Consider the following 18,800-nt stretch of genomic DNA (forward strand, 5'->3'; position numbering starts at 1 on the left):
ATCATAACCCTGCACTTGGTTTCTTATTCAGTTCTCAAAGGTCTTTGTCTCTCTTGAGACAACTCCTATATTCTAGCAAATCCAGAATAACTTGTCAACACTTTTTTTGAAGTTTTTTTCACTTCTCGTGTTGGCTGTCTCTCGCGAAACAGCTTATTTATAATATCATCTCTGACCTGTCTTGTCAATAACTTGTGTTGATTTTAATTTTCTTTTTTTATAATACTTTTTAATAGTAATTCTTCTCTCGATTTATCTAAAAAAAGAAGAGTAAAACTCCTTACTCTTCTTCATCTTTATTTTTATTTTCAATTCTTTCTTTGACTTCGTCGTAAGATAGGGCATGGTTATCTTCTTCTGAATCTCCAAGAGAATCCTCCGGCATCTTACCAGTCTCAAAAATCGACTTGATTTGTGCAGCATCAAGTGTTTCATACTTAAGCAAAGCTTCTGCAATGAGAGCATGTGTTTCTCGGTTTGCATTGATAATTTCAGCTGCTTTGTCATGTGCCTCAACTAAAAGTGATCGAATTTCTTCGTCAATAAGTTGAGCTGTATGAGCTGAGTAAGACTTATCTGTCGTAAATTGTCCTGGATTCATCGCATGATTACCTTCATATTGGACTGGTCCAAGTTTTTCGCTCATACCATATTCAGTAACCATTGCACGTGCTAACTGTGTTGCTTGCTCAAAGTCATTTGAAGCGCCTGAGGTTTGAACGTTGAAAATAATTTCTTCTGCAACACGTCCACCCATAAGTCCTGCCAATTGTTCTTTTAGCTCATCTTTAGATGACAACATCTGATCCTCTTTTGGTAGAGAAATCATATAACCACCTGCGCGACCTCGTGGAACAATAGTAACCTTGTGAACATCACGAGCGCTAGAAAGTGTTAAACCAACAATTGTATGTCCTGCTTCATGGTAAGCCACAACTTTACGTTCGTGTTCTGAAACTTGGCGGTCTTTCTTAGATGGTCCAGCAATAACACGATCCTCTGCTTCGTCGATATCACTAGCATCAATTCTAGTCTTACTACGTCGTGCAGCAACTAGGGCTGCTTCATTCAAGACATTCTCTAAGTCAGCTCCAACAAAACCTGGAGTTTGTTGAGCAACAACTTTAAGGTCAACATCTTCAGCCAATGGTTTATTCTTGGCATGGACTTTCAAGATAGCTTCTCGGCCTTTTACATCTGGGCGACCAACAAGAACTTTACGGTCAAAACGTCCTGGACGTAGGAGGGCTGGATCAAGAACATCACTGCGGTTGGTTGCAGCAATGACAATGATATTCTCATTTCCATCAAAACCATCCATTTCTATCAACAGTTGGTTAAGGGTTTGTTCACGTTCGTCGTTACCGCCGCCCATTCCAGTACCACGACGACGGCCAACCGCATCGATTTCATCAATAAAGATAATAGCACGTTCGGCCTTCTTAGCGTCTTCAAAAAGACTACGAACACGACTTGCTCCGACACCGACAAACATCTCTACGAAATCAGAACCTGAGATACTAAAGAAAGGAACATCTGCTTCACCAGCAACAGCTTTAGCAAGCAGTGTTTTACCTGTCCCTGGAGGGCCTTCAAGGAGAACACCCTTAGGGATACGTGCACCAAGTGCTTTATATTTACGTGGATTTTTGAGGAAATCTACGACTTCTACAAGTTCTTCTTTTTCTTCTTCCGCACCAGCCACATCTGTGAAACGAACTTTAATATTCTCTTTTGATTGAGTCTTAGCACGGTTGCGGCCAAAATTCATAGCACCACGGTTACCGCCTTGATTCATCATGAAAAGGAAGAAAATAGCAATCCCAATCAAAGGTAGGTAACTAAAAAGATATGAAATCCAAGCACCACTTGAACTTTCACGTATCATTTTAACATTAACATCAGCTGCTTCTGATGCTGATTGCAATGCCTGCATGGTTGTTTCATTCTGAAGCACAGTTGACGTAAAGCTACGTGTCTCTGATGATGCACCACCTAAAAATGGTAGACTAAGGTCAGTATCAACCTTCTCAGCCTTTTTGTAGCTACCTTTAACTTCAATGATACTACCGTCTGGCTGATAAGTGATAGATTTTACCTTACCATCTTCAATTTTCTTAACCAACTGTGTGTAAGACAATTGTTGACTTGGGCTTTGGCTTCCTCCTGCAAAGTATTGTACTCCGGTTACAACCGCAATAATAACTATGATGTAGAGAAAAGCGTTCCGTAAGAAGCCATTATTATTTTTATTATTCATAAATTAATTAGACCTTTACTTATTTTGTATAAATTTCTTCTTTTAGGACACCGACATAAGGGAGGTTACGGTATTTTTCATCATAGTCTAGTCCGAAACCAACGATAAATTCATTAGGGACATCATAACATACGTAATCTGCCTCAATATCAACAACACGACCCTCTGGTTTATCAAAAAGAGTTGCGATTTTGACTGAATTGGCTTTACGGTACTTGAACATATCTCGAAGATAAAGGAGCGTACGACCTGTATCAATGATATCTTCAATAAAGATGATGTCTCGTCCTTCAACATTAGTGTCAACATCTTTAAGAATCTTTACTTCACCACTGCTGACAGTTCCGCCACCATAACTTGAAACGACCATAAAGTCCATCTCAATATGGGTGTCGATATGTTTGATAAGTTCTGCCATAAATGGAACAGCACCTTTCAAAACACAGACTAGAAGAGGATTTTTCTCCGCATAATCCTCTGTCAGTTGTTGTCCTAGTTCTTTAGTTTTAGCTACGATATCCTCTTGGGAAAAGAGGACTTTTTTAATGTCTTTTTCTAACATTTGGGTTCCCTTTCTCGAAGTCAATATTCTGTTATTATACCACTTTTACTTCAATCATCGTTATTTGAACATGGTATTTGATTAGAAATTCCTATAAATGACTACAGTGCCATAAAGTATAGCATTTTCAGGTCTTTTTTTCAAATAGAGACGCCCAGCAACATAAAGAAAAATAATATGACCATCTTGTTCTCCTACAATGGCTTTTTGACGATCCTTCTCTAAAATCTTATTGTCTATAAACAGTCGTCTTAATTTTTTATGGTGACTACCAAGGTCAATCTTATCGCCTTCTTTTCTATGACGAATCACTATTGGGGCATCTGACCAAATACTAATAGCATCTGTGTTAGAAACGTCATTGAATTCTGAAAAAGTCAAGGTATAAGCCTCAAACTCAACAGATTTTCCAAATTCTAAGAGACAAGGAGGCGATAAAGAAATAGACGCTTCTTTCCTTATCAAGAAATATGTCTGTGTTTTTACTAGTTCATAACCATTTTTTAGGGGCATCTTTCCTGAAGCGTTTTTCCTTAGATAACTTATCAATTGATTAAATTGGCCTTTAGAAAGCTGTAAATCAGGAAAGGAGTCTAAATAATTCTGAAGAAGAAAGAGCTGGACAGCATCTGACTGTTGCTGAAAAACAGATAAATCAGTGATACTAATATCCTTTGTTAACTCTCCTAGAGCTTGCTCCATAAGACCAATCTCCTCGGCTAAAAGACAAAGGTGCTCCTTAATTTTAGGATTTTCCTGAGATAAAGTAGGAAGATAGGACAGTCTGATGCGATTCCGAAGGTAGGCTAGTGAAGTATTACTCCTATCCTCAAAATGGAAAGTTACGGGAAGCTGAGCTTTCGTAAGATGCAAAAAGGGACGAATAATCTGACCAGTGCCAAATGGTCTGATAGCTGAAATTCCTGTCAGGTGTCTTAAACGACTTCCTCTCAATAGTCTCATAAAAATTGTCTCTGCCTGATCATCTGCATGATGGGCTGTTACAAGAGCAGAGTAATCATAAGCTTTCATGACCTGCTTAAAAAACTCATAGCGAAAGGTACGGGCAGCATTTTCTGAAAACTTTCCTGAGAATGCACTATAGTGAAAAGGGACCTTATGTTCCTCTGCCCAATGGCGTAAATACGCTTCTTCATGCTCCGACTCTTGTCGTTGTTTATGATTAACGTGAGCAATCCCCAACTGAATATCCAAATCTTTTTGATGGTTATACAAAAAGTGCAGCAAACTCATAGAGTCTGCTCCACCTGATACTGCTACTAAAATTTTCTTGTGCCGGTTAAAATAACCCTTGGCTTGCATCATTTGCAACAATTTTTGTGTCATTATTTCAAAATTCCATAAACATCATCTGCAATTGAGGTGATTTTGTCATAGCCTTCTTTATCCGTAAAAATCGATAAAATAAAGGGAGAATCTGCATAAACAATAGCGACATCATGTTTAAAGTCGTAGGCATCCCCTATTTTATGTGCAACAGGGACATCAATGTTTTTGGAAATACGTTCGCCATCATAGTCCGTGCTTGAAAGATAATTGATAATATCTCCATTTTGTCTATAAACAGCCTCCATCAAAGTACCTGCGGCTCTAGCAGTCAACTCCTTTTTATCCATATTCCACGAGGTCGCTGCGGCTTTATCTACTGATTTTTGGAAGGCTTTATCATACTGATTGGCTACATAATAACCTAATATATTTGTCGCTACATTATCTGAGTTTTGGGCTACAGCCTTCAACAGATTTTCTAAGCTATAATTTTTATCATCAGGCATCTTACTAATCTTTCCAGAACCATCTGGATCATAAGCACCTGGAAAACCATTCACAGCAGAGGTATATTGATACTCATCTGATAATGCTAATTTCTCTTGAGACAGACGTTCCTGTGCATAGTAGAGTACACCAAGCTTCGCTACGCTAGCTGCATACATGCTTTTTTCGTCATTGATAGCAGCTACTCGGTTCGTATCAAGCTGTTTAACATAAACTGAAATGCGCTCTTGATTGTTATACTTCTCATTAAGGACTTTTTGAACAGACTCGATGCGATTATCAGTCGTTGACAAATCAGAAGCGTTAATCCACCCCTCTCCGTCTACCAAATAGTAGGTCCCTGCATGCGTCTGAGCTGCTTGGCTAACCTTAATAGGTTTGAAACTAGCGAGTTTAGAGTCAGCTTTTTCGGTTCCTAACACGTAAGGTTCTTTGTATACCGTTAAACCATCTTTAGTCCAGAAGGTCATATCTACTGGTTTTTGATTATAGATACTATCATCCACAATTGATTTCTGACTAGCGGCTACATAATCACCATCTTGAAGTTGGAAAACAGGTTCACCTTTTGCATTCCAAAAAATAGCAGAAATCGATAGTTTGGTATCCGCTTGGATACTGGTTTTAAATTCGGTTAATTCCTTGTTCTTATAAGTTAGGATATTTGTTATCGTTCTTGGATTTTTAGGAATCTGTTTAAATTGAGTCAAACTAGCTGTAGTATTTTGAGTTAATTTTTGGACCTGTTTTGGGGTCAGAGTTAGCTCCTTCTCCATAGGAAGTAGGACTAGAGGGCTAGAAGATACAAGCACAACAGTTGCAGCTATTAAGAGCTTTTTCATGCTTGTTTCTTCACCTCCTCTTTCCTCGGTAATTCCGTTTTAAGTTGCTGATTTTTTTCTGATAGTTCCTCTAACTTGGCTTCTGAATAGGTTAAAAAAGTTTCTACAGTTTTTAGTAAATCTTTCATTAGGGTAATAAGCTTGGTACAGGATAGATAGACTCCCCTTCACGTGAATAATAGTACTTAGCACGCGCATATTTCTCGGCGAAAGCATCATCCTTAAGTTTCTTAGCCAAATCCTTTCGTTCCTTTGTCTGATCTGACAATTTATCATAGTCTTTCTGAAGCGACAAAACTTCCTTCTCTTGCTGCTTGATATTCATATAGGTCTCAACCAGATTGTAGGTTGGCAAGATGAAGAGTAAAACAACCACAAAGAGAATCCACCCCATAAAGCGATTCCTTTGCTCATGTTCGGCACGCTCTAATCGTTGCTCTTGATTGGCATTATCAATGTAATCGTTCGTAAGCTGTACAATATTAGGCTTCTTGCTCATCTGCTTCAATCCTTGTTTCACTTATAATCTCGTACATTTTTGCCGCATCTTCTTTTTTCGTACTATCTTTCATTTCTAGAACACGGACAGTCAAGAGTTTATTTCCAAAACGAACTTCCACTTGGTCACCAATTTTTAAATCTGTAGATGACTTAGCGAGTACACCATTTACTTTTATACGCCCTTTATCAGCCACTTCTTTAGCAACTGGACGGCGTTTGATAATTCGTGATACTTTTAAATATTTGTCTAATCTCAATGTTACTGTTTCCTTTTCGTTAGGATATCTCTTCTATGATAGCATTTTTTTGAGAAAATAGGGGACTAAAGCCTTTTCAAGTACAAAAATAAGAGGATCGACACTAGTCGACCCTCTCAGGAGATTTATGAAAAAGAAAAGTTTTAGGATGTTTTATAGTATAGAGAGACTTACTTAAACTTTCCTTAAGCTTCTTTTTTTTCTTTACGTTCTTTGATTTCCATAAATTTCTGACCAAAAATCTTTAATTCTTCAAGAATTTCATAGTCTTTCTTGTTACGAACATCAAAAGTAATCTCTACTTTCCCCTGGTTATCACTGATTTTTGCTTTTAAATGCGTTTTAGAGATGGCTTCGAAATAATCTTGAGTCAAGAAGAATTTGAGAGAGGCTTTTTCGAAACGAACAGTGATAGTATCGTTCTTACGCTCAACTAATTCTGCAAAGGCAGCATCCAAATAGGCCTTAACCAGACCAATCTCAATGAGATAGGCAACTTGGTCTGGATATTCTCCAAAGCGGTCAATAAGCTCATCTTGAAGGTCTTGATAATCTTTCTGATTCTCAATTTCTCGAATACGCTTATAAATTTCAATTTTTTGGCGCTCGTCAGAAATATAGTCAGAAGGGAGATAAGCATCAATCTGAAGATTGAACTCTGCATTTCCTTTACGTCGAACTTGAGTTTTACCTTGACGTTTATTAATAGCCTCTTCCAAGAGTTGCGAGTACATCTCAAACCCGACTGAGTCGATGAAACCACTTTGAGAAGCACCAAGAATGTTCCCTGCACCACGAATTGATAAATCACGCATGGCAATTTTGAAACCTGATCCCAGCTCTGTAAAGCCTTTAATAGCATCCAATCGCTTCTCAGAGACCTCCGTCAACACTTTGTCAGGACGATACATGAGATAGGCGTAAGCAATTCGATTACTACGTCCCACACGACCTCTCAACTGATAAAGGGTAGATAAGCCCATATGATCTGCATTCTCAATGAAGAGAGTATTAACGTTGGAGATATCAATCCCTGTCTCGATAATGGTCGTTGCTACCAATACATCGTAATCACCATTCAAGAAATCCAAGAGGGTATTCTCCAACATAACCTCACTCATCTGACCATGAACAAATCCGATACGTGCTTCAGAGACTAGCTCATGTAATTCAGAAACTTTTTGATCAATGGTTTCAACACGATTATAAACATAAAAAATCTGACCACCTCGGTCCATCTCTCTTAATATCGCTTCTCGAATAAGACCAGGATTGGTTTCCATAACATAAGTTTGAACTGGATAACGGTTGGTAGGTGCTGTCTCAATAATCGACAAATCACGAATACCTAACATAGACATATGAAGCGTACGAGGAATAGGTGTCGCAGTTAGAGTAAGGACATCAACCTTAGCTTTCAACTCCTTAAGTTTCTCTTTATGCTTCACGCCAAAACGTTGTTCTTCATCAATTACTAGCAAGCCTAAGTCAGAAAACTTAACATCTTTAGACAGTAGGCGGTGGGTACCAATAATAATATCAATACGCCCTTTAGCTAGATTTTCAATAGTCTCATTCTGCTCTTTTTTACTTCTAAAACGACTGAGTTCATCTACTTCAACGGCATGATTTTCAAAACGCTCTTTAAAATTCAAATAGTGCTGATGGGCAAGAACCGTTGTAGGAACTAAGATAGCAACTTGCTTTCCATCATTGACTGCCTTGAAGGCGGCACGCATAGCTACCTCTGTCTTACCAAAACCAACATCACCAACCAAGAGACGATCCATGGGTTTGTCTGACTCCATGTCTGCCTTAATTTCCTTGATAGAACGCAATTGATCCTCTGTCTCAGCATAGGCGAAATCATCTTCGAAATCTCTTTGATTATCATCATCTGGTGAAAAAGCAAAACCTTTAAGTTGACTACGCTCAGCGTAAAGTTTTAAGAGATCATCAGCAATATCCTCTACTTGCTTACTTACTTTTTGTTTAGTCTTTTGGAAACGCCCATCATTGAGTTTATTAATTTTAGGCTCTTTCCCGTCCGCTGACACATACTTAGAGAGACTCTCAATCTGCTCAACAGGTAGAGAAATTGTTGCAGCATCCTGATATTGGATGGTCAAGTAGTCACGATGCACCCCTTTAATCTCAATAGTCTCAATACCTTTAAATTGTCCGATACCATGAGTCTGGTGTACAACATAATCACCTTTTTCAAGCTCATTGTAATCTTTTAGACGCTCAGCATTGGAAACGTGACTGGCACGCGCACGACGTTTTACTTTTTTATGGAAAATCTCACGTTCAGTGACCAGAACAAGCTTTTCATCAGCAAAGTAAAAACCATTGGATAAGTTTCCTAGAACTAATTGAGGCTTATGAGGAATCAAATTTCCAAAACTACTAAGTGGTAAATCTAAATCATATTCTTCCAAGGTTTCCTTCAAAGATTTGAGTTGCTTTTCAGACCCCACTTGTAAAATAACTGTAGCCTTATTCTTGGTATAGCGATGTATTTCATCAACTAGAAGTGGAAACTGGTTAAAGAACTCCTGCATTGGGTATTGCGTAAATTGATACAACTTATCAAATTTAAGATTTCCCAAGCCCTTATGAAAATTCGAAAAGAAACTAGCTGGCTGATAGTTACGTAAAGTCTTAAATGAATCCACTAAGTAATTTAGATGACTCAGAGACTTGCCTTGGTGAAGATCCTCAGTTAAAAGATTAGCCACCTCCAATTCAAGACGTCCATGGCGGTCCACTATCTTTTGAAAATCATCAATGAATACAGGAGTTCCTTTGGGAAGGTAGTCAAATAAGGTATAAGCCTTATCATAAAAGAGAGACAAAAACTTACGTAAATCTTTATGACGGTATCCATCAATCGTAACCGACAGAACTTCCTCAAGGTAAGCCTTATGAGGACCTTCTGCCTTCGAGACCGCACTTTCTAGGGCCTTCTCAGCACGCTGGTAATCCTCTCTTGTTAAGATAATATCATCTGCTGGTGATACGATAACATGCTCTAAATTGTCTAAAGATTTCTGACTATCGCTATCAAACTGACGAATGCCATCAATCTCGTCTCCAAAAAATTCTAAACGGTAGGGGAGCTCTGAAGTCAGTTCATAAATATCTAAAATATCGCCCCTCCGACTAAACTCACCAGGTGAGAGAACCTGTTCTACTCTTTGGTATCCAATATGAGTCAGATGCTTACTGAGAGCCTCTAAATCATGTTCCTCCCCTGGTGTTAAGTCAATGCGAGAGTCTTTATAAACCTTAGGGTTAGGCAAATGTAACTTAGTACCAACTAAACTCGTGACCAAAACCCCACTGGCCTCTTTATCCATTAAAAAATTAAGACTTTCAAGACGAGAATGGGTCTTTTCTGGAGAAGCGAAGATAAACTCTGCAGCTACTACATCATCTGCAAAAAAAGAATAAACCTTATCCTCTCCTAAGATAGCTGACAAATCTCCTGTCAGTTGCTCAGCTTCATTTTGTGTTGAAGTAACGATTAAAATCTTAGGAACTTGCTCAGAAAGAGCGGATGCCATGACAACTGCCTTGCTGGAACCAGAAAATCCCATGACCAACTGCCTACTCAATAGGGTTACTTTATCACGCCACTCAAGCAATTGATGATTCTTCTCAAAAAGATCTAATAGAGTATTAGCCATTATAACGCCTCATAGTATCTTCGAAATCATTGGTTTTCAGGTAATGATTGAGGGCTGCCTCCACCTTGTCTAAAGTCAGTAAAATTGTGGCATAGTCGTCTTCACTAAATTTTCCAAGGACATGATTAACGACCGTCATTCCTTTCTGTGGGCGGCCAATACCAATTTTTATACGGTCAAATTCTTGAGTGCCAGTTTCAGCAATGATAGATTTAATACCATTATGACCACCCGCTGAACCTTTTTGACGAAAGCGCAATTTCCCAACTTCCATATCTAAGTCATCGTAAATGACGATAAAATCCTCCATGGGAATATTGTAATAAGCTAGTAATGCTCTAACAGCTAGACCTGATAGATTCATAAAGGTTGTTGGTTTCACAAAATAAACCTTCTCACCGTTTAAAAAGGTCGAAGCCACTTCAGCCTTAAAGGTCCTTTCTTCAGAAAAAGTTAATCCCAGTTCCTTAGCCATTAGGTCAATAGCCATAAAACCAACATTGTGACGTGTCTCATGGTATTTTGAACCAGGATTTCCCAAGCCAACTACTAATTTTGTCATTATTTCTCCTCTTTGATAAACAGCAAAAGGACTGAAAAATACTTTTCAGCCTTGTGCACTATTTTTATTTTCTAAACGTTGAAACGGAATTCCATGATGTCGCCATCTTGGACAACGTATTCTTTTCCTTCTTCACGAAGGCGACCAGCTTCCTTAACAGCTTTCTCAGAACCATATTTAATGAGATCATCGTAAGACATGGTTACGGCACGGATAAAGCCTTTCTCGAAGTCAGAGTGGATAATTCCGGCTGCCTGTGGTGCCTTGATACCGCGTTTAAAGGTCCAAGCACGTACTTCTTTCTCACCAGCAGTAAAGTAAGTTCCAAGACCAAGCAAGTGATAGGCTGCGCGTGTCAGTTTATCAACTCCTGATTCTGTCAAACCAAGGTCTTCCAAGAACATTTCTTTGTCTTCATCATCCAATTCAGAAATTTCTTCCTCAACACGTGCCGAGATAACAACTACTTCTGCATTTTCAGTCGCTGCAAACTCGCGAATTTGTTTGACATAATCAATATCATCAGGATTTGCGACTTGGTCTTCATCAACATTAGCCACATAAAGTACTGGTTTTGTTGTTAAGAGGAAGAGTCCCTTAACAATTTTTTGCTCTTCCTCAGTAAAATCAATCGTACGTGCAGACTTACCATCTTCTAGAACGGGTTTAATCTTTTGAAGAATATTAAACTCTGCTAAAGAATCTTTATCTTTTTGTGTACGTGCAATTTTTTCGACACGCGCATAACGTTTGTTAATTGATTCAAGGTCAGCCAAAATCAATTCTAGATTGATTGTATCAATATCAGCCATCGGATCTACAAAGGCATCCTCACGCCCTTGTTCACGCATAACGTTTTCATCATCGAAAGCACGAACGACATGGACAATCGCATCTACTTCACGAATGTTCGCCAAGAACTTATTTCCAAGACCTTCACCCTTTGATGCTCCTTTTACGATACCCGCAATATCTGTGAACTCAAATGTGGTTGGAACTGTCTTTTTAGGGGTAATAAGTTCAGTCAGTTTCGTCAAACGCTCATCCGGTACCTCAACCATACCGACGTTTGGATCAATTGTTGCGAAAGGATAGTTAGCAGCTTCCGCACCCGCTTTTGTAATTGCATTGAAAAGAGTTGATTTACCAACGTTTGGCAAACCAACGATACCTGCTGTTAAAGCCATTAATTTATTTCTCCATAAAAAAGTAATTCAGTTAATTATAACACAAAAATTGTTAAAAATAGGCAACTTCCCTTTGAGAACCAGAAAAAGGAAAGCAAGGCAAAGAATGCTATAAAAAAGATGATTATGAACTATAGAAAGTTTTTATATTGCTAGTGAACTGATTTTCTGAACATAAAACTCTCGTTATATAGTTTCTCCAACATCTGTTATAAAACCTTCTTAAGTTTCTTCTCGAAATCATGACGACTCATCATGACCACATGATCACAATTCGTACAACGAATCTTAATGTCAGCTCCAAGACGGATTACTTCCCATTCATTAGCTTTTTTTCCTGTTGCTTTGATAGTACAAGCATGTGGTTTTTTCATTTCAACTAAACTTCCAATTTGGTACATAAACTCCCTTTCTAGTAAAAAAGTTATCCACAGTGGATAACTTTTTCGATTTTAGTTTGTTCTTACAGGTGTAATCAATTGAATAAAATTCTCACTGTCATCTGCTGGCGTCAATGTAAATGGACGTACTGGTGAAATGAAACGTACACGGACAGTCTCACTCTTAAGAGCTTTCAAAGCATCTATTAGGTAGGTTGGATTGAAACTAATGACCAAATCACTACCTGAAACATCTTGCACGTCAATATCCTCATTCACCTTTCCGACTTCTGGCGAATTAACATGGGCACTGACACTACCATTAATGATTTCGAGTTTAACGGTACCACTTTGACTAGCATTAGAAATCAAATATGAACGTTCCATAGCAGAACGAAGGCTAGCTGTCTCAAAAACAACTTCTGTTTCAAATGAATCGGACAAGAGACGATTAGTGTCTGGATAATTTCCTTCAAGTAAACGTGTATAGAAAGAAATTGTTTCACTACGGAATAGAATTTGATTTGCTGAGAAGAAGACCTCTAAGTTTTCAATATCATCGCTAAAGACTGCTGACAATTCTTTAAGTGAGCGACTTGGGATTACAACATCAAAGTTATCTGCAGAATGCTCCAGAACAAGTTGACGTTGGCTCATTCGGTGAGAGTCAGTTGCTACAGCTTTTAGATCTTTATGATTTGAAAGAACAAAATGAACTCCGGTTAAAATTGGACGACTTTCTTGTGTGCTTGCTGCAAATGAAGTTTCAGCAATGATAGATTTTAAAACTTTTGTGTCCATGAGTAATGGTGTCAAGCTATCAACTTCCTGAATACGGGGATATTGTTCAACATCTTTCCCTTTTAAAGTAATCTCTGATTTACCACTCTTTAGTAAAACTTGGTATTGTTCGATTTCTTCAAAAGTAAGGGTAACATCAGGCAAGCTTGAGACAACATTAATGAAAAAGTTTGCTTCCAAAAGGATACTACCTGGCTGTGTAATTAATAGACCTGCATTTTCTTCCGAAACTGAGATACTATTTTCAATTGAGATTTGTCCATTTGATCCTGTCAAATAGATACCATCACTGGTAACTTCGATTTTAATCGTCGATAGAATTGGGATAGCATTTTTAGAAGAAATAGCACGGCGAGTCGTATGAAGTGCTTGTAAGAAATAAGCTTTATTAATCGCAAATTGAATCATGATGCTCCTTTATTTTTATTAGTATTATTTTAGTAGTAGTAGTAGGTCTTGTGGACACTGTGCATAAGTCTACAAAACATAGTTTTATCAAGGCTTTGAACTTGTGCACAGCCTGTGGAAAAGTTTGAATGATTTTTAATAGTTATCCACAAGTGTCATTTTATCTTGTTTTTGATGGTATCAATTTCAATGCGTAAACTGTCATCTTGGGCAATCATATTTTTGATTTTATTGTATGCGTGTAAGACAGTTGAGTGGTCTCTTCCGCCAAATTCTTTTCCAATTTTTGGAAGGGAGTTATCAGTCATTTCACGCGCAAGATACATGGCTACCTGACGTGCCAAGACAATATTTTGTGTTCGTTTAGTTGCCTTAATTTCTTTTACAGTGACATTATAAAATTTCCCTACCTCAGTTTGGATATCCTCAATCGGAATAAGAGTTAACTTAGGACCATCCATTTTACGTGCACGAATAGCTTCAGCAGCTACCTCAACTGTGATAGTATCTAACTGGCGAACATTGGCAACTAAGCTAATATCTTTTAAGGCCCCCTCCAAGTCACGGACATTTGAATCAAATTGGCCAGCTAAATACTCAATTGTTTCAGGAGGAAAATGATAATCATAGTCCATAATCTTATTAGTAAGAATGGCCACTCGCGTTTCAAAGTCAGGTGGTGTGATATTGACGGTTAACCCCCATTTAAAGCGCGTGACAAGACGCTCTTCCATCTCGTTCAATTGATCTGGATTACGGTCGCTAGTCAGGACAATTTGTTTATTATTATTGTGAAGGACATTGAAAGTATTGAAGAATTCCTCTTGAGTGGCTTGCGTTGATTTTTTAGCCAATGATTGAATATCGTCAATTAAGAGAACGTCCAGATGACGATATTTAAGTTTTAGTTCGTCCATTTTATCTAAACGGATATGTACAACAAATTCATTAATGAAATTCTCTGCAGTGATGTATTTAATGCGTGCTTGAGGATTATCATGTAAGACCTTGTTTCCAATGGCATTGAGCAAGTGAGTTTTCCCGAGACCAGGTCCTCCGTAAATAAATAGAGGGTTATAAGTAGCTCCTGGTGAATCAGCTACAGCTAAAGATGCAGCAACTGACCAACGATTTTCATCCCCTTGGATAAAATTATCAAAGGTATACTTACTATTTAAGTCTGAGTCCAATGTAGGAAGAGCAGGGGTCTGCTGTTCCTTTTTATTACCAAAGTTATTATTTGCTACAGTTGGATTTGCCTCGTTTATGAGTGCTTCGTCAAAGACGTACTCAACTTTTATTTCACTATTATAGGCTTCAAAACCAGCCATCAAAATGAAAGATTGCATATTCTTTTCCCAGAATAGCTTTTTGACTTCTTCAAGCAGAATTGTAGCAACGTTATTTTGAACTTTGATGAGCTTGGTATCTAGGACATAATAATCAAAAGTGGCTTGTGTTAGTTCCTCTTTGGCCAGCTCTAAGAGCTTATTCCAAAAAAAATGCTCTTTTTCGGTCATTCCATCAATTCTCCTTCTTTATTCTTGTTCTCTGATTCTATCATAAAACAAAAAAGTTTTCCACAGGTCAGAAGATAAAAGTTTCTCTAGTTATCCACAGATGGAAAAAGACAATTCACATTGTGCACAAGAGTTATCCACAAGTTGTGAATAAAAAAAGAAACCCTCTAAAATAAAGGGAGAGCAACATTTTTATGATGTGGATAAGTTTGTTTCTTTTTTCTCATCAATTCACAGGTCAAATTAGCTTGTTGATAATTCTGTTAAAATCTTCTTCCGTCGAAAAGTGGATCTGAATAGTTCCAGAGTGATTTTTGTGATAACGAAGAGTAACGGGGAGACCAAGTGATTTTTCTAGTTCTTTTTCTTTATCCTTTATGTGAATATCTTTTTTTGATTTTTGTTTTTTAGGAAGTTCTTGAAGTCTTTTTTCCAGAGTACGAACGGACCATTTTTCAGTAAGCACCTGATGATAGATAGTTAATTGCTTTTGGGTATCCTCAACAGATAAAAGCGCTCTAGCATGTCCTTGACTCAGTTTGCCATTTTCGATACTTGTCTGTATCTCTTTGGGAAGTTGGAGGAGTCTGAGAGCGTTACTGATATAGGGCCTGGATTTCCCCATAGCTTTTGCCAGTTCCTCGTGACTGTAAGCTAACTCATTAATTAAACTACGATAGGCCTTTGCTTCTTCAATAGGATTGAGATTCGAGCGTTGTAAATTTTCAATAATAGCTTGTTTACGACTCTCTTGATCTGAGACTTCCTTTACGACTGCAGGGATTTCTGTCATTCCCAGACGTTTACAGGCACGTAAACGTCTTTCCCCAGCAATTAGTTCATAACCAATAATGTCCGATTTTCGGACAATGATTGGCTGTATCAGTCCATTTTCAGCGATTGATTGGCTCAGTTCTGCTAATTCTTCATCAGAGAATTCTATACGAGGTTGAAAAGGATTTGGGTAGATTTCACTAATAGATAAAGCTTTGAGTTGTTCTTGCATGTTATTCCTTTCCAAAAAAGACCTTTACATTATTGTAAAGGTCTTTTGACAGATTTGTCAATGACTTAGTCAGATAAGTCTTCTGTAGATTTTGTTAATTTAAGTTCTTCAGTTTTCTTCTCTTTACCACGATAGAAGGTTACCTTGATTGTATCTCCGATACTATGGCTGTAAAGATTGGTTTGAATATCAGTTTTTGAGCTGATTTCCTTACCGTCAATTTCAGTAATAACATCATTTTCTTGAAGTTTACCATCAGCTGGCATACCTTTTTGAACGCTACCGACAACAACTCCAGATTTAACTTCATCTGGTAAATCTAATTTAGAAGTTGCACTGCTAGAAAGGCTATTAAGATCGGCCATTGAGATTCCTAGGGCTGGGCGTGTAACTTTACCGTCTTTTTCCAATTGATTAATGATTTCGACAACATCGTTTGATGGAATGGCGAATCCCATACCTTCAACGGCACTACCAGCGACTGCTGACGTTGATGAAATCTTACTTGAGTTAATACCGATAACTTGTCCTTCAATATTGACTAAGGCACCACCAGAGTTACCAGGGTTAATGGCAGCATCTGTTTGGATAGCATTTGTTGAGACAGTTTCACCATTGTCGTTTTGCATAGTTACGGTACGGCTAAGGCTAGATACGATTCCCTCTGTTACTGAGTTGGCGTATTCGGTACCAAGTGGGCTACCGATAGCAATTGCCTTTTCACCAACTGTGAGGGAGTTTGAATCTGCAAATTCTGCGACGGTTTTTATTTTATCTGAAGAAACTTTGACAACTGCTAGGTCAGAGTAAGTATCTTTACCAACGAGTTCACCAGTAATTTTTGATCCATCTGAAAGCATGATTTCAAGTTTTTTAGCACCATCAACAACGTGGTTGTTGGTTACGATGTAGGCCTCTTTCCCATCTTTTTTATAGATAACACCGGAACCTTCACCAGCGACTTGCAATCCATCAGAATCTTTTGATTTGTCTTGGCTAGAATCAGAACTATCATCTCCACCAAAAATACGACCATAAAGTTCATTTAGGGAATCTGAAGATGAGCCTTCTTGGTAATTGATGACAGAAACAACGGCATTTTGTACTTTCTTAACGGCCTTAGTTGTATCTGTTGTATTGTTGTATACGGTCTTAGCTGTTTTAACACCTGTATCTGTTGTATTGGTAAAAGATACCCCTGCTGCTGTTAATAGGATAAAGGCACCTAGTAGACCACCTAGTAAGCCAATAACAAGCATTGCAATTGGCGCTACTATTTTTTTCCAGTTAAATTTTTTCACGTTTAGTCCTCCTTTTTGATAAACATATCAAAGTAAGCTTAATTATATCATAAAGTGATTTTAAAAAACAGTTATCAACAGTCTGTGGATAAGTTTCAAAAAGTGTAGATAAAAAGCGATTTTATAAGGATAACTATAGATGCTTGACACGAAAAAGGTGTGGATAAGGTGTTAAAAGATTGTGGATATGTGCTATAATAAGCCTATGAAAGTTAAATTGATTACCGTTGGAAAACTGAAAGAAAAATATTTGAAAGATGGCATTGCGGAGTATGTCAAACGACTAGGACGCTTCACAAAATTTGAATCTATAGAATTAACGGATGAAAAGACGCCAGATAATGCAAGTGAAGCTGAAAATAAAGCTATCCTAGACAAAGAAGGACAGCGTATCTTGGCTAAAGTAGGTGATCGTGATTATGTCATTGCCTTAGCTATTGAAGGAAAACAATTTCCCTCGGAACAATTTGCTAAAGAGTTAGAGCAAGTGACCCTTAGAGGCTATTCAGATATTACTTTTATTATAGGGGGCAGTTTGGGACTCTCTCCAACAGTAAAAAAGAGAGCTAATCGATTGATGAGTTTTGGTCTCTTAACATTCCCTCATCAGCTTATGCGCCTTGTATTAGTAGAACAAATTTATCGTGCATTCATGATTCAGCAGGGAAGTCCTTATCATAAGTAGAAAAAAGGAAACAGACATGTTCAGAATGAAAAAACGCTCCTATCGTGTTTTTGAAGGATTACGAGTAGCAACTCTAGTTAGTTATATAGGAGGCTTCATTGATGCCTATACTTACAATACTCAAGACGGTCGATTTGCAAGTATCCAGACAGGCAATCTCCTCTATTTGGTCATTCACCTTGTTGAGGGGCATATTGCAAGAGCTTTTAGCTATGTAATACCTATTTTTTTCTTTGTTTTAGGTCAGTTTTTTGTTTTTTTTGTTAAGAAGTGGCTCATTAACCATAAGTGGGGATGGCATTTGCAAGCGATTAGACTTGCCCTTCTCTTGATGACTATTCTTGCAATTATTACACCATACGTTGATTCTACTATTACGATTGCAGGCTTGGCATTCTTCGCCTCTCTTCAAGTAGGTATTTTTAAGCGAGTCAGAGGTGTAAATTATGCTTCCTTTATGATGACTGGTAATATTACTAATACTTCTTTAACCATTGCTAGGGCTATTGACGAGGGTGATGCCAAAGTGCTTAAACAAGCTTCTTATACAACTGTTATCATCTTTACATTTATGGTAGGAGTCGCAGCCTCAACTTGGTTTGCTCAATATTTACATGAATACAGCCTATATACGACTTTGCTTCCCTTGTTTGTTTTAAATTATTTCTTATTTATCGAGGCAAAAGAAAAACGCAACTAGAGATTCTAGATTGCGTTTTTTTATCTGATCCCAGCAGGATTCGAACCTGCGACCGTTCGCTTAGAAGGCGAATGCTCTATCCAGCTGAGCTATGGGACCAATAACTCTATTAGTTTACAAAATATATAGCAACATGTCAATACTTTGTAAAAGCAAGATAAAAACTAACGTAAAATTCGAATAAATTTAGCAAAATTTAATATTTTTTTTGAAAAAAAGTATAGACAAAATCGAATACTCTGATATAATAATAAGAGTATTAACGAGATAAAAATCTCAGAACTTGGTCCGTTGGTCAAGGGGTTAAGACACCGCCTTTTCACGGCGGTAACACGGGTT

At 37.8% G+C, this 18,800-nt stretch carries 17 protein-coding genes and 1 tRNA gene; 2 read left to right on the forward strand and 16 right to left on the reverse strand.

The features are described 5' to 3' along the window. Nucleotides 1-280: 280 nt before the first annotated feature. From ftsH to AX663_RS05580, 15 genes are all read right to left on the reverse strand, one after another. A complete protein-coding gene (gene ftsH / locus AX663_RS05510; RefSeq protein ID WP_060972954.1) occupies nucleotides 281-2,260 on the reverse strand; it encodes an ATP-dependent zinc metalloprotease FtsH in 1,980 nt (659 codons plus the stop codon). Between the two features lie 19 nt (nucleotides 2,261-2,279). Continuing rightward, a complete protein-coding gene (gene hpt, locus AX663_RS05515; RefSeq protein WP_060972955.1) occupies nucleotides 2,280-2,822 on the reverse strand; it encodes a hypoxanthine phosphoribosyltransferase in 543 nt (180 codons plus the stop codon). 81 nt (nucleotides 2,823-2,903) lie between these two features. After that, on the reverse strand, nucleotides 2,904-4,169 hold the full coding sequence (gene tilS / locus AX663_RS05520) for a tRNA lysidine(34) synthetase TilS (protein WP_060972956.1): 1,266 nt from the start codon (nucleotides 4,167-4,169) through the stop codon (nucleotides 2,904-2,906). Next, nucleotides 4,169-5,461: a serine hydrolase gene (locus AX663_RS05525; protein ID WP_060972957.1), complete on the reverse strand. Its 1,293-nt coding sequence runs from the start codon at nucleotides 5,459-5,461 to the stop codon at nucleotides 4,169-4,171. Before AX663_RS05525 ends, tilS begins: the two co-directional genes overlap by 1 nt. Next, the gene (locus AX663_RS05530) at nucleotides 5,458-5,589 is read right to left on the reverse strand and encodes an SP_0009 family protein (RefSeq protein ID WP_002883955.1); all 132 of its coding nucleotides are present in this window, start codon (nucleotides 5,587-5,589) and stop codon (nucleotides 5,458-5,460) included. Before AX663_RS05530 ends, AX663_RS05525 begins: the two co-directional genes overlap by 4 nt. After that, nucleotides 5,589-5,960: an FtsB family cell division protein gene (locus tag AX663_RS05535; protein ID WP_002886276.1), complete on the reverse strand. Its 372-nt coding sequence runs from the start codon at nucleotides 5,958-5,960 to the stop codon at nucleotides 5,589-5,591. The genes AX663_RS05530 and AX663_RS05535 overlap by 1 nt, the downstream gene beginning before the upstream one ends. After that, on the reverse strand, nucleotides 5,944-6,219 hold the full coding sequence (locus AX663_RS05540) for an RNA-binding S4 domain-containing protein (RefSeq protein WP_002883975.1): 276 nt from the start codon (nucleotides 6,217-6,219) through the stop codon (nucleotides 5,944-5,946). The genes AX663_RS05535 and AX663_RS05540 overlap by 17 nt, the downstream gene beginning before the upstream one ends. Nucleotides 6,220-6,404: 185 nt before the next feature. Then, nucleotides 6,405-9,911: a transcription-repair coupling factor gene (mfd, locus tag AX663_RS05545; protein ID WP_060972958.1), complete on the reverse strand. Its 3,507-nt coding sequence runs from the start codon at nucleotides 9,909-9,911 to the stop codon at nucleotides 6,405-6,407. Beyond that, entirely contained in the window at nucleotides 9,904-10,473 is a 570-nt protein-coding gene (gene pth / locus AX663_RS05550; RefSeq protein WP_060972959.1) for an aminoacyl-tRNA hydrolase, read from the reverse strand. The genes mfd and pth overlap by 8 nt, the downstream gene beginning before the upstream one ends. Nucleotides 10,474-10,544: 71 nt before the next feature. Further along, complete coding sequence (ychF, locus tag AX663_RS05555; RefSeq protein WP_060972960.1) at nucleotides 10,545-11,660, reverse strand: redox-regulated ATPase YchF; 1,116 nt, start codon at nucleotides 11,658-11,660, stop codon at nucleotides 10,545-10,547. Between the two features lie 209 nt (nucleotides 11,661-11,869). After that, on the reverse strand, nucleotides 11,870-12,061 hold the full coding sequence (locus tag AX663_RS05560; protein WP_037599384.1) for a DUF951 domain-containing protein: 192 nt from the start codon (nucleotides 12,059-12,061) through the stop codon (nucleotides 11,870-11,872). A 51-nt stretch (nucleotides 12,062-12,112) separates the two neighbouring features. Next, a complete protein-coding gene (gene dnaN, locus AX663_RS05565; protein WP_002883965.1) occupies nucleotides 12,113-13,249 on the reverse strand; it encodes a DNA polymerase III subunit beta in 1,137 nt (378 codons plus the stop codon). Between the two features lie 155 nt (nucleotides 13,250-13,404). Then, the gene (gene dnaA / locus AX663_RS05570; RefSeq protein WP_060972961.1) at nucleotides 13,405-14,769 is read right to left on the reverse strand and encodes a chromosomal replication initiator protein DnaA; all 1,365 of its coding nucleotides are present in this window, start codon (nucleotides 14,767-14,769) and stop codon (nucleotides 13,405-13,407) included. Between the two features lie 238 nt (nucleotides 14,770-15,007). Then, on the reverse strand, nucleotides 15,008-15,775 hold the full coding sequence (locus AX663_RS05575; RefSeq protein WP_060972962.1) for a ParB/RepB/Spo0J family partition protein: 768 nt from the start codon (nucleotides 15,773-15,775) through the stop codon (nucleotides 15,008-15,010). A gap of 65 nt (nucleotides 15,776-15,840) precedes the next feature. Further along, nucleotides 15,841-17,076, reverse strand: coding sequence for a S1C family serine protease (locus AX663_RS05580; protein ID WP_002892211.1), 1,236 nt, complete (start codon nucleotides 17,074-17,076; stop codon nucleotides 15,841-15,843). A 205-nt stretch (nucleotides 17,077-17,281) separates the two neighbouring features. Here AX663_RS05580 and rlmH point away from each other — a divergent pair, with 205 nt between their 5' ends. After that, the gene (gene rlmH / locus AX663_RS05585) at nucleotides 17,282-17,761 is read left to right on the forward strand and encodes a 23S rRNA (pseudouridine(1915)-N(3))-methyltransferase RlmH (protein ID WP_037598563.1); all 480 of its coding nucleotides are present in this window, start codon (nucleotides 17,282-17,284) and stop codon (nucleotides 17,759-17,761) included. A gap of 16 nt (nucleotides 17,762-17,777) precedes the next feature. Continuing rightward, on the forward strand, nucleotides 17,778-18,461 hold the full coding sequence (locus AX663_RS05590) for a YoaK family protein (RefSeq protein ID WP_060972963.1): 684 nt from the start codon (nucleotides 17,778-17,780) through the stop codon (nucleotides 18,459-18,461). A gap of 25 nt (nucleotides 18,462-18,486) precedes the next feature. Here AX663_RS05590 and AX663_RS05595 read toward each other — a convergent pair. Next, nucleotides 18,487-18,560 (reverse strand) — tRNA-Arg (locus tag AX663_RS05595). Between the last annotated feature and the right edge of the window lie 240 nt (nucleotides 18,561-18,800).

This window comes from Streptococcus sp. CCH8-H5, assembly GCF_001556505.1.
Taxonomy (GTDB): domain Bacteria; phylum Bacillota; class Bacilli; order Lactobacillales; family Streptococcaceae; genus Streptococcus.

Coding starts and splice junctions, on each gene's coding strand:
- ftsH (WP_060972954.1), bottom strand. CDS start 2,260: ATGAATAATAAAAATAATAATGGCTTCTTACGGAACGCTTTTCTCTAC.
- hpt (WP_060972955.1), bottom strand. CDS start 2,822: ATGTTAGAAAAAGACATTAAAAAAGTCCTCTTTTCCCAAGAGGATATC.
- tilS (WP_060972956.1), bottom strand. CDS start 4,169: ATGACACAAAAATTGTTGCAAATGATGCAAGCCAAGGGTTATTTTAAC.
- AX663_RS05525 (WP_060972957.1), bottom strand. CDS start 5,461: ATGAAAAAGCTCTTAATAGCTGCAACTGTTGTGCTTGTATCTTCTAGC.
- AX663_RS05530 (WP_002883955.1), bottom strand. CDS start 5,589: ATGAAAGATTTACTAAAAACTGTAGAAACTTTTTTAACCTATTCAGAA.
- AX663_RS05535 (WP_002886276.1), bottom strand. CDS start 5,960: ATGAGCAAGAAGCCTAATATTGTACAGCTTACGAACGATTACATTGAT.
- mfd (WP_060972958.1), bottom strand. CDS start 9,911: ATGGCTAATACTCTATTAGATCTTTTTGAGAAGAATCATCAATTGCTT.
- pth (WP_060972959.1), bottom strand. CDS start 10,473: ATGACAAAATTAGTAGTTGGCTTGGGAAATCCTGGTTCAAAATACCAT.
- ychF (WP_060972960.1), bottom strand. CDS start 11,660: ATGGCTTTAACAGCAGGTATCGTTGGTTTGCCAAACGTTGGTAAATCA.
- AX663_RS05560 (WP_037599384.1), bottom strand. CDS start 12,061: ATGTACCAAATTGGAAGTTTAGTTGAAATGAAAAAACCACATGCTTGT.
- dnaN (WP_002883965.1), bottom strand. CDS start 13,249: ATGATTCAATTTGCGATTAATAAAGCTTATTTCTTACAAGCACTTCAT.
- dnaA (WP_060972961.1), bottom strand. CDS start 14,769: ATGACCGAAAAAGAGCATTTTTTTTGGAATAAGCTCTTAGAGCTGGCC.
- AX663_RS05575 (WP_060972962.1), bottom strand. CDS start 15,775: ATGCAAGAACAACTCAAAGCTTTATCTATTAGTGAAATCTACCCAAAT.
- rlmH (WP_037598563.1), top strand. CDS start 17,282: ATGAAAGTTAAATTGATTACCGTTGGAAAACTGAAAGAAAAATATTTG.
- AX663_RS05590 (WP_060972963.1), top strand. CDS start 17,778: ATGTTCAGAATGAAAAAACGCTCCTATCGTGTTTTTGAAGGATTACGA.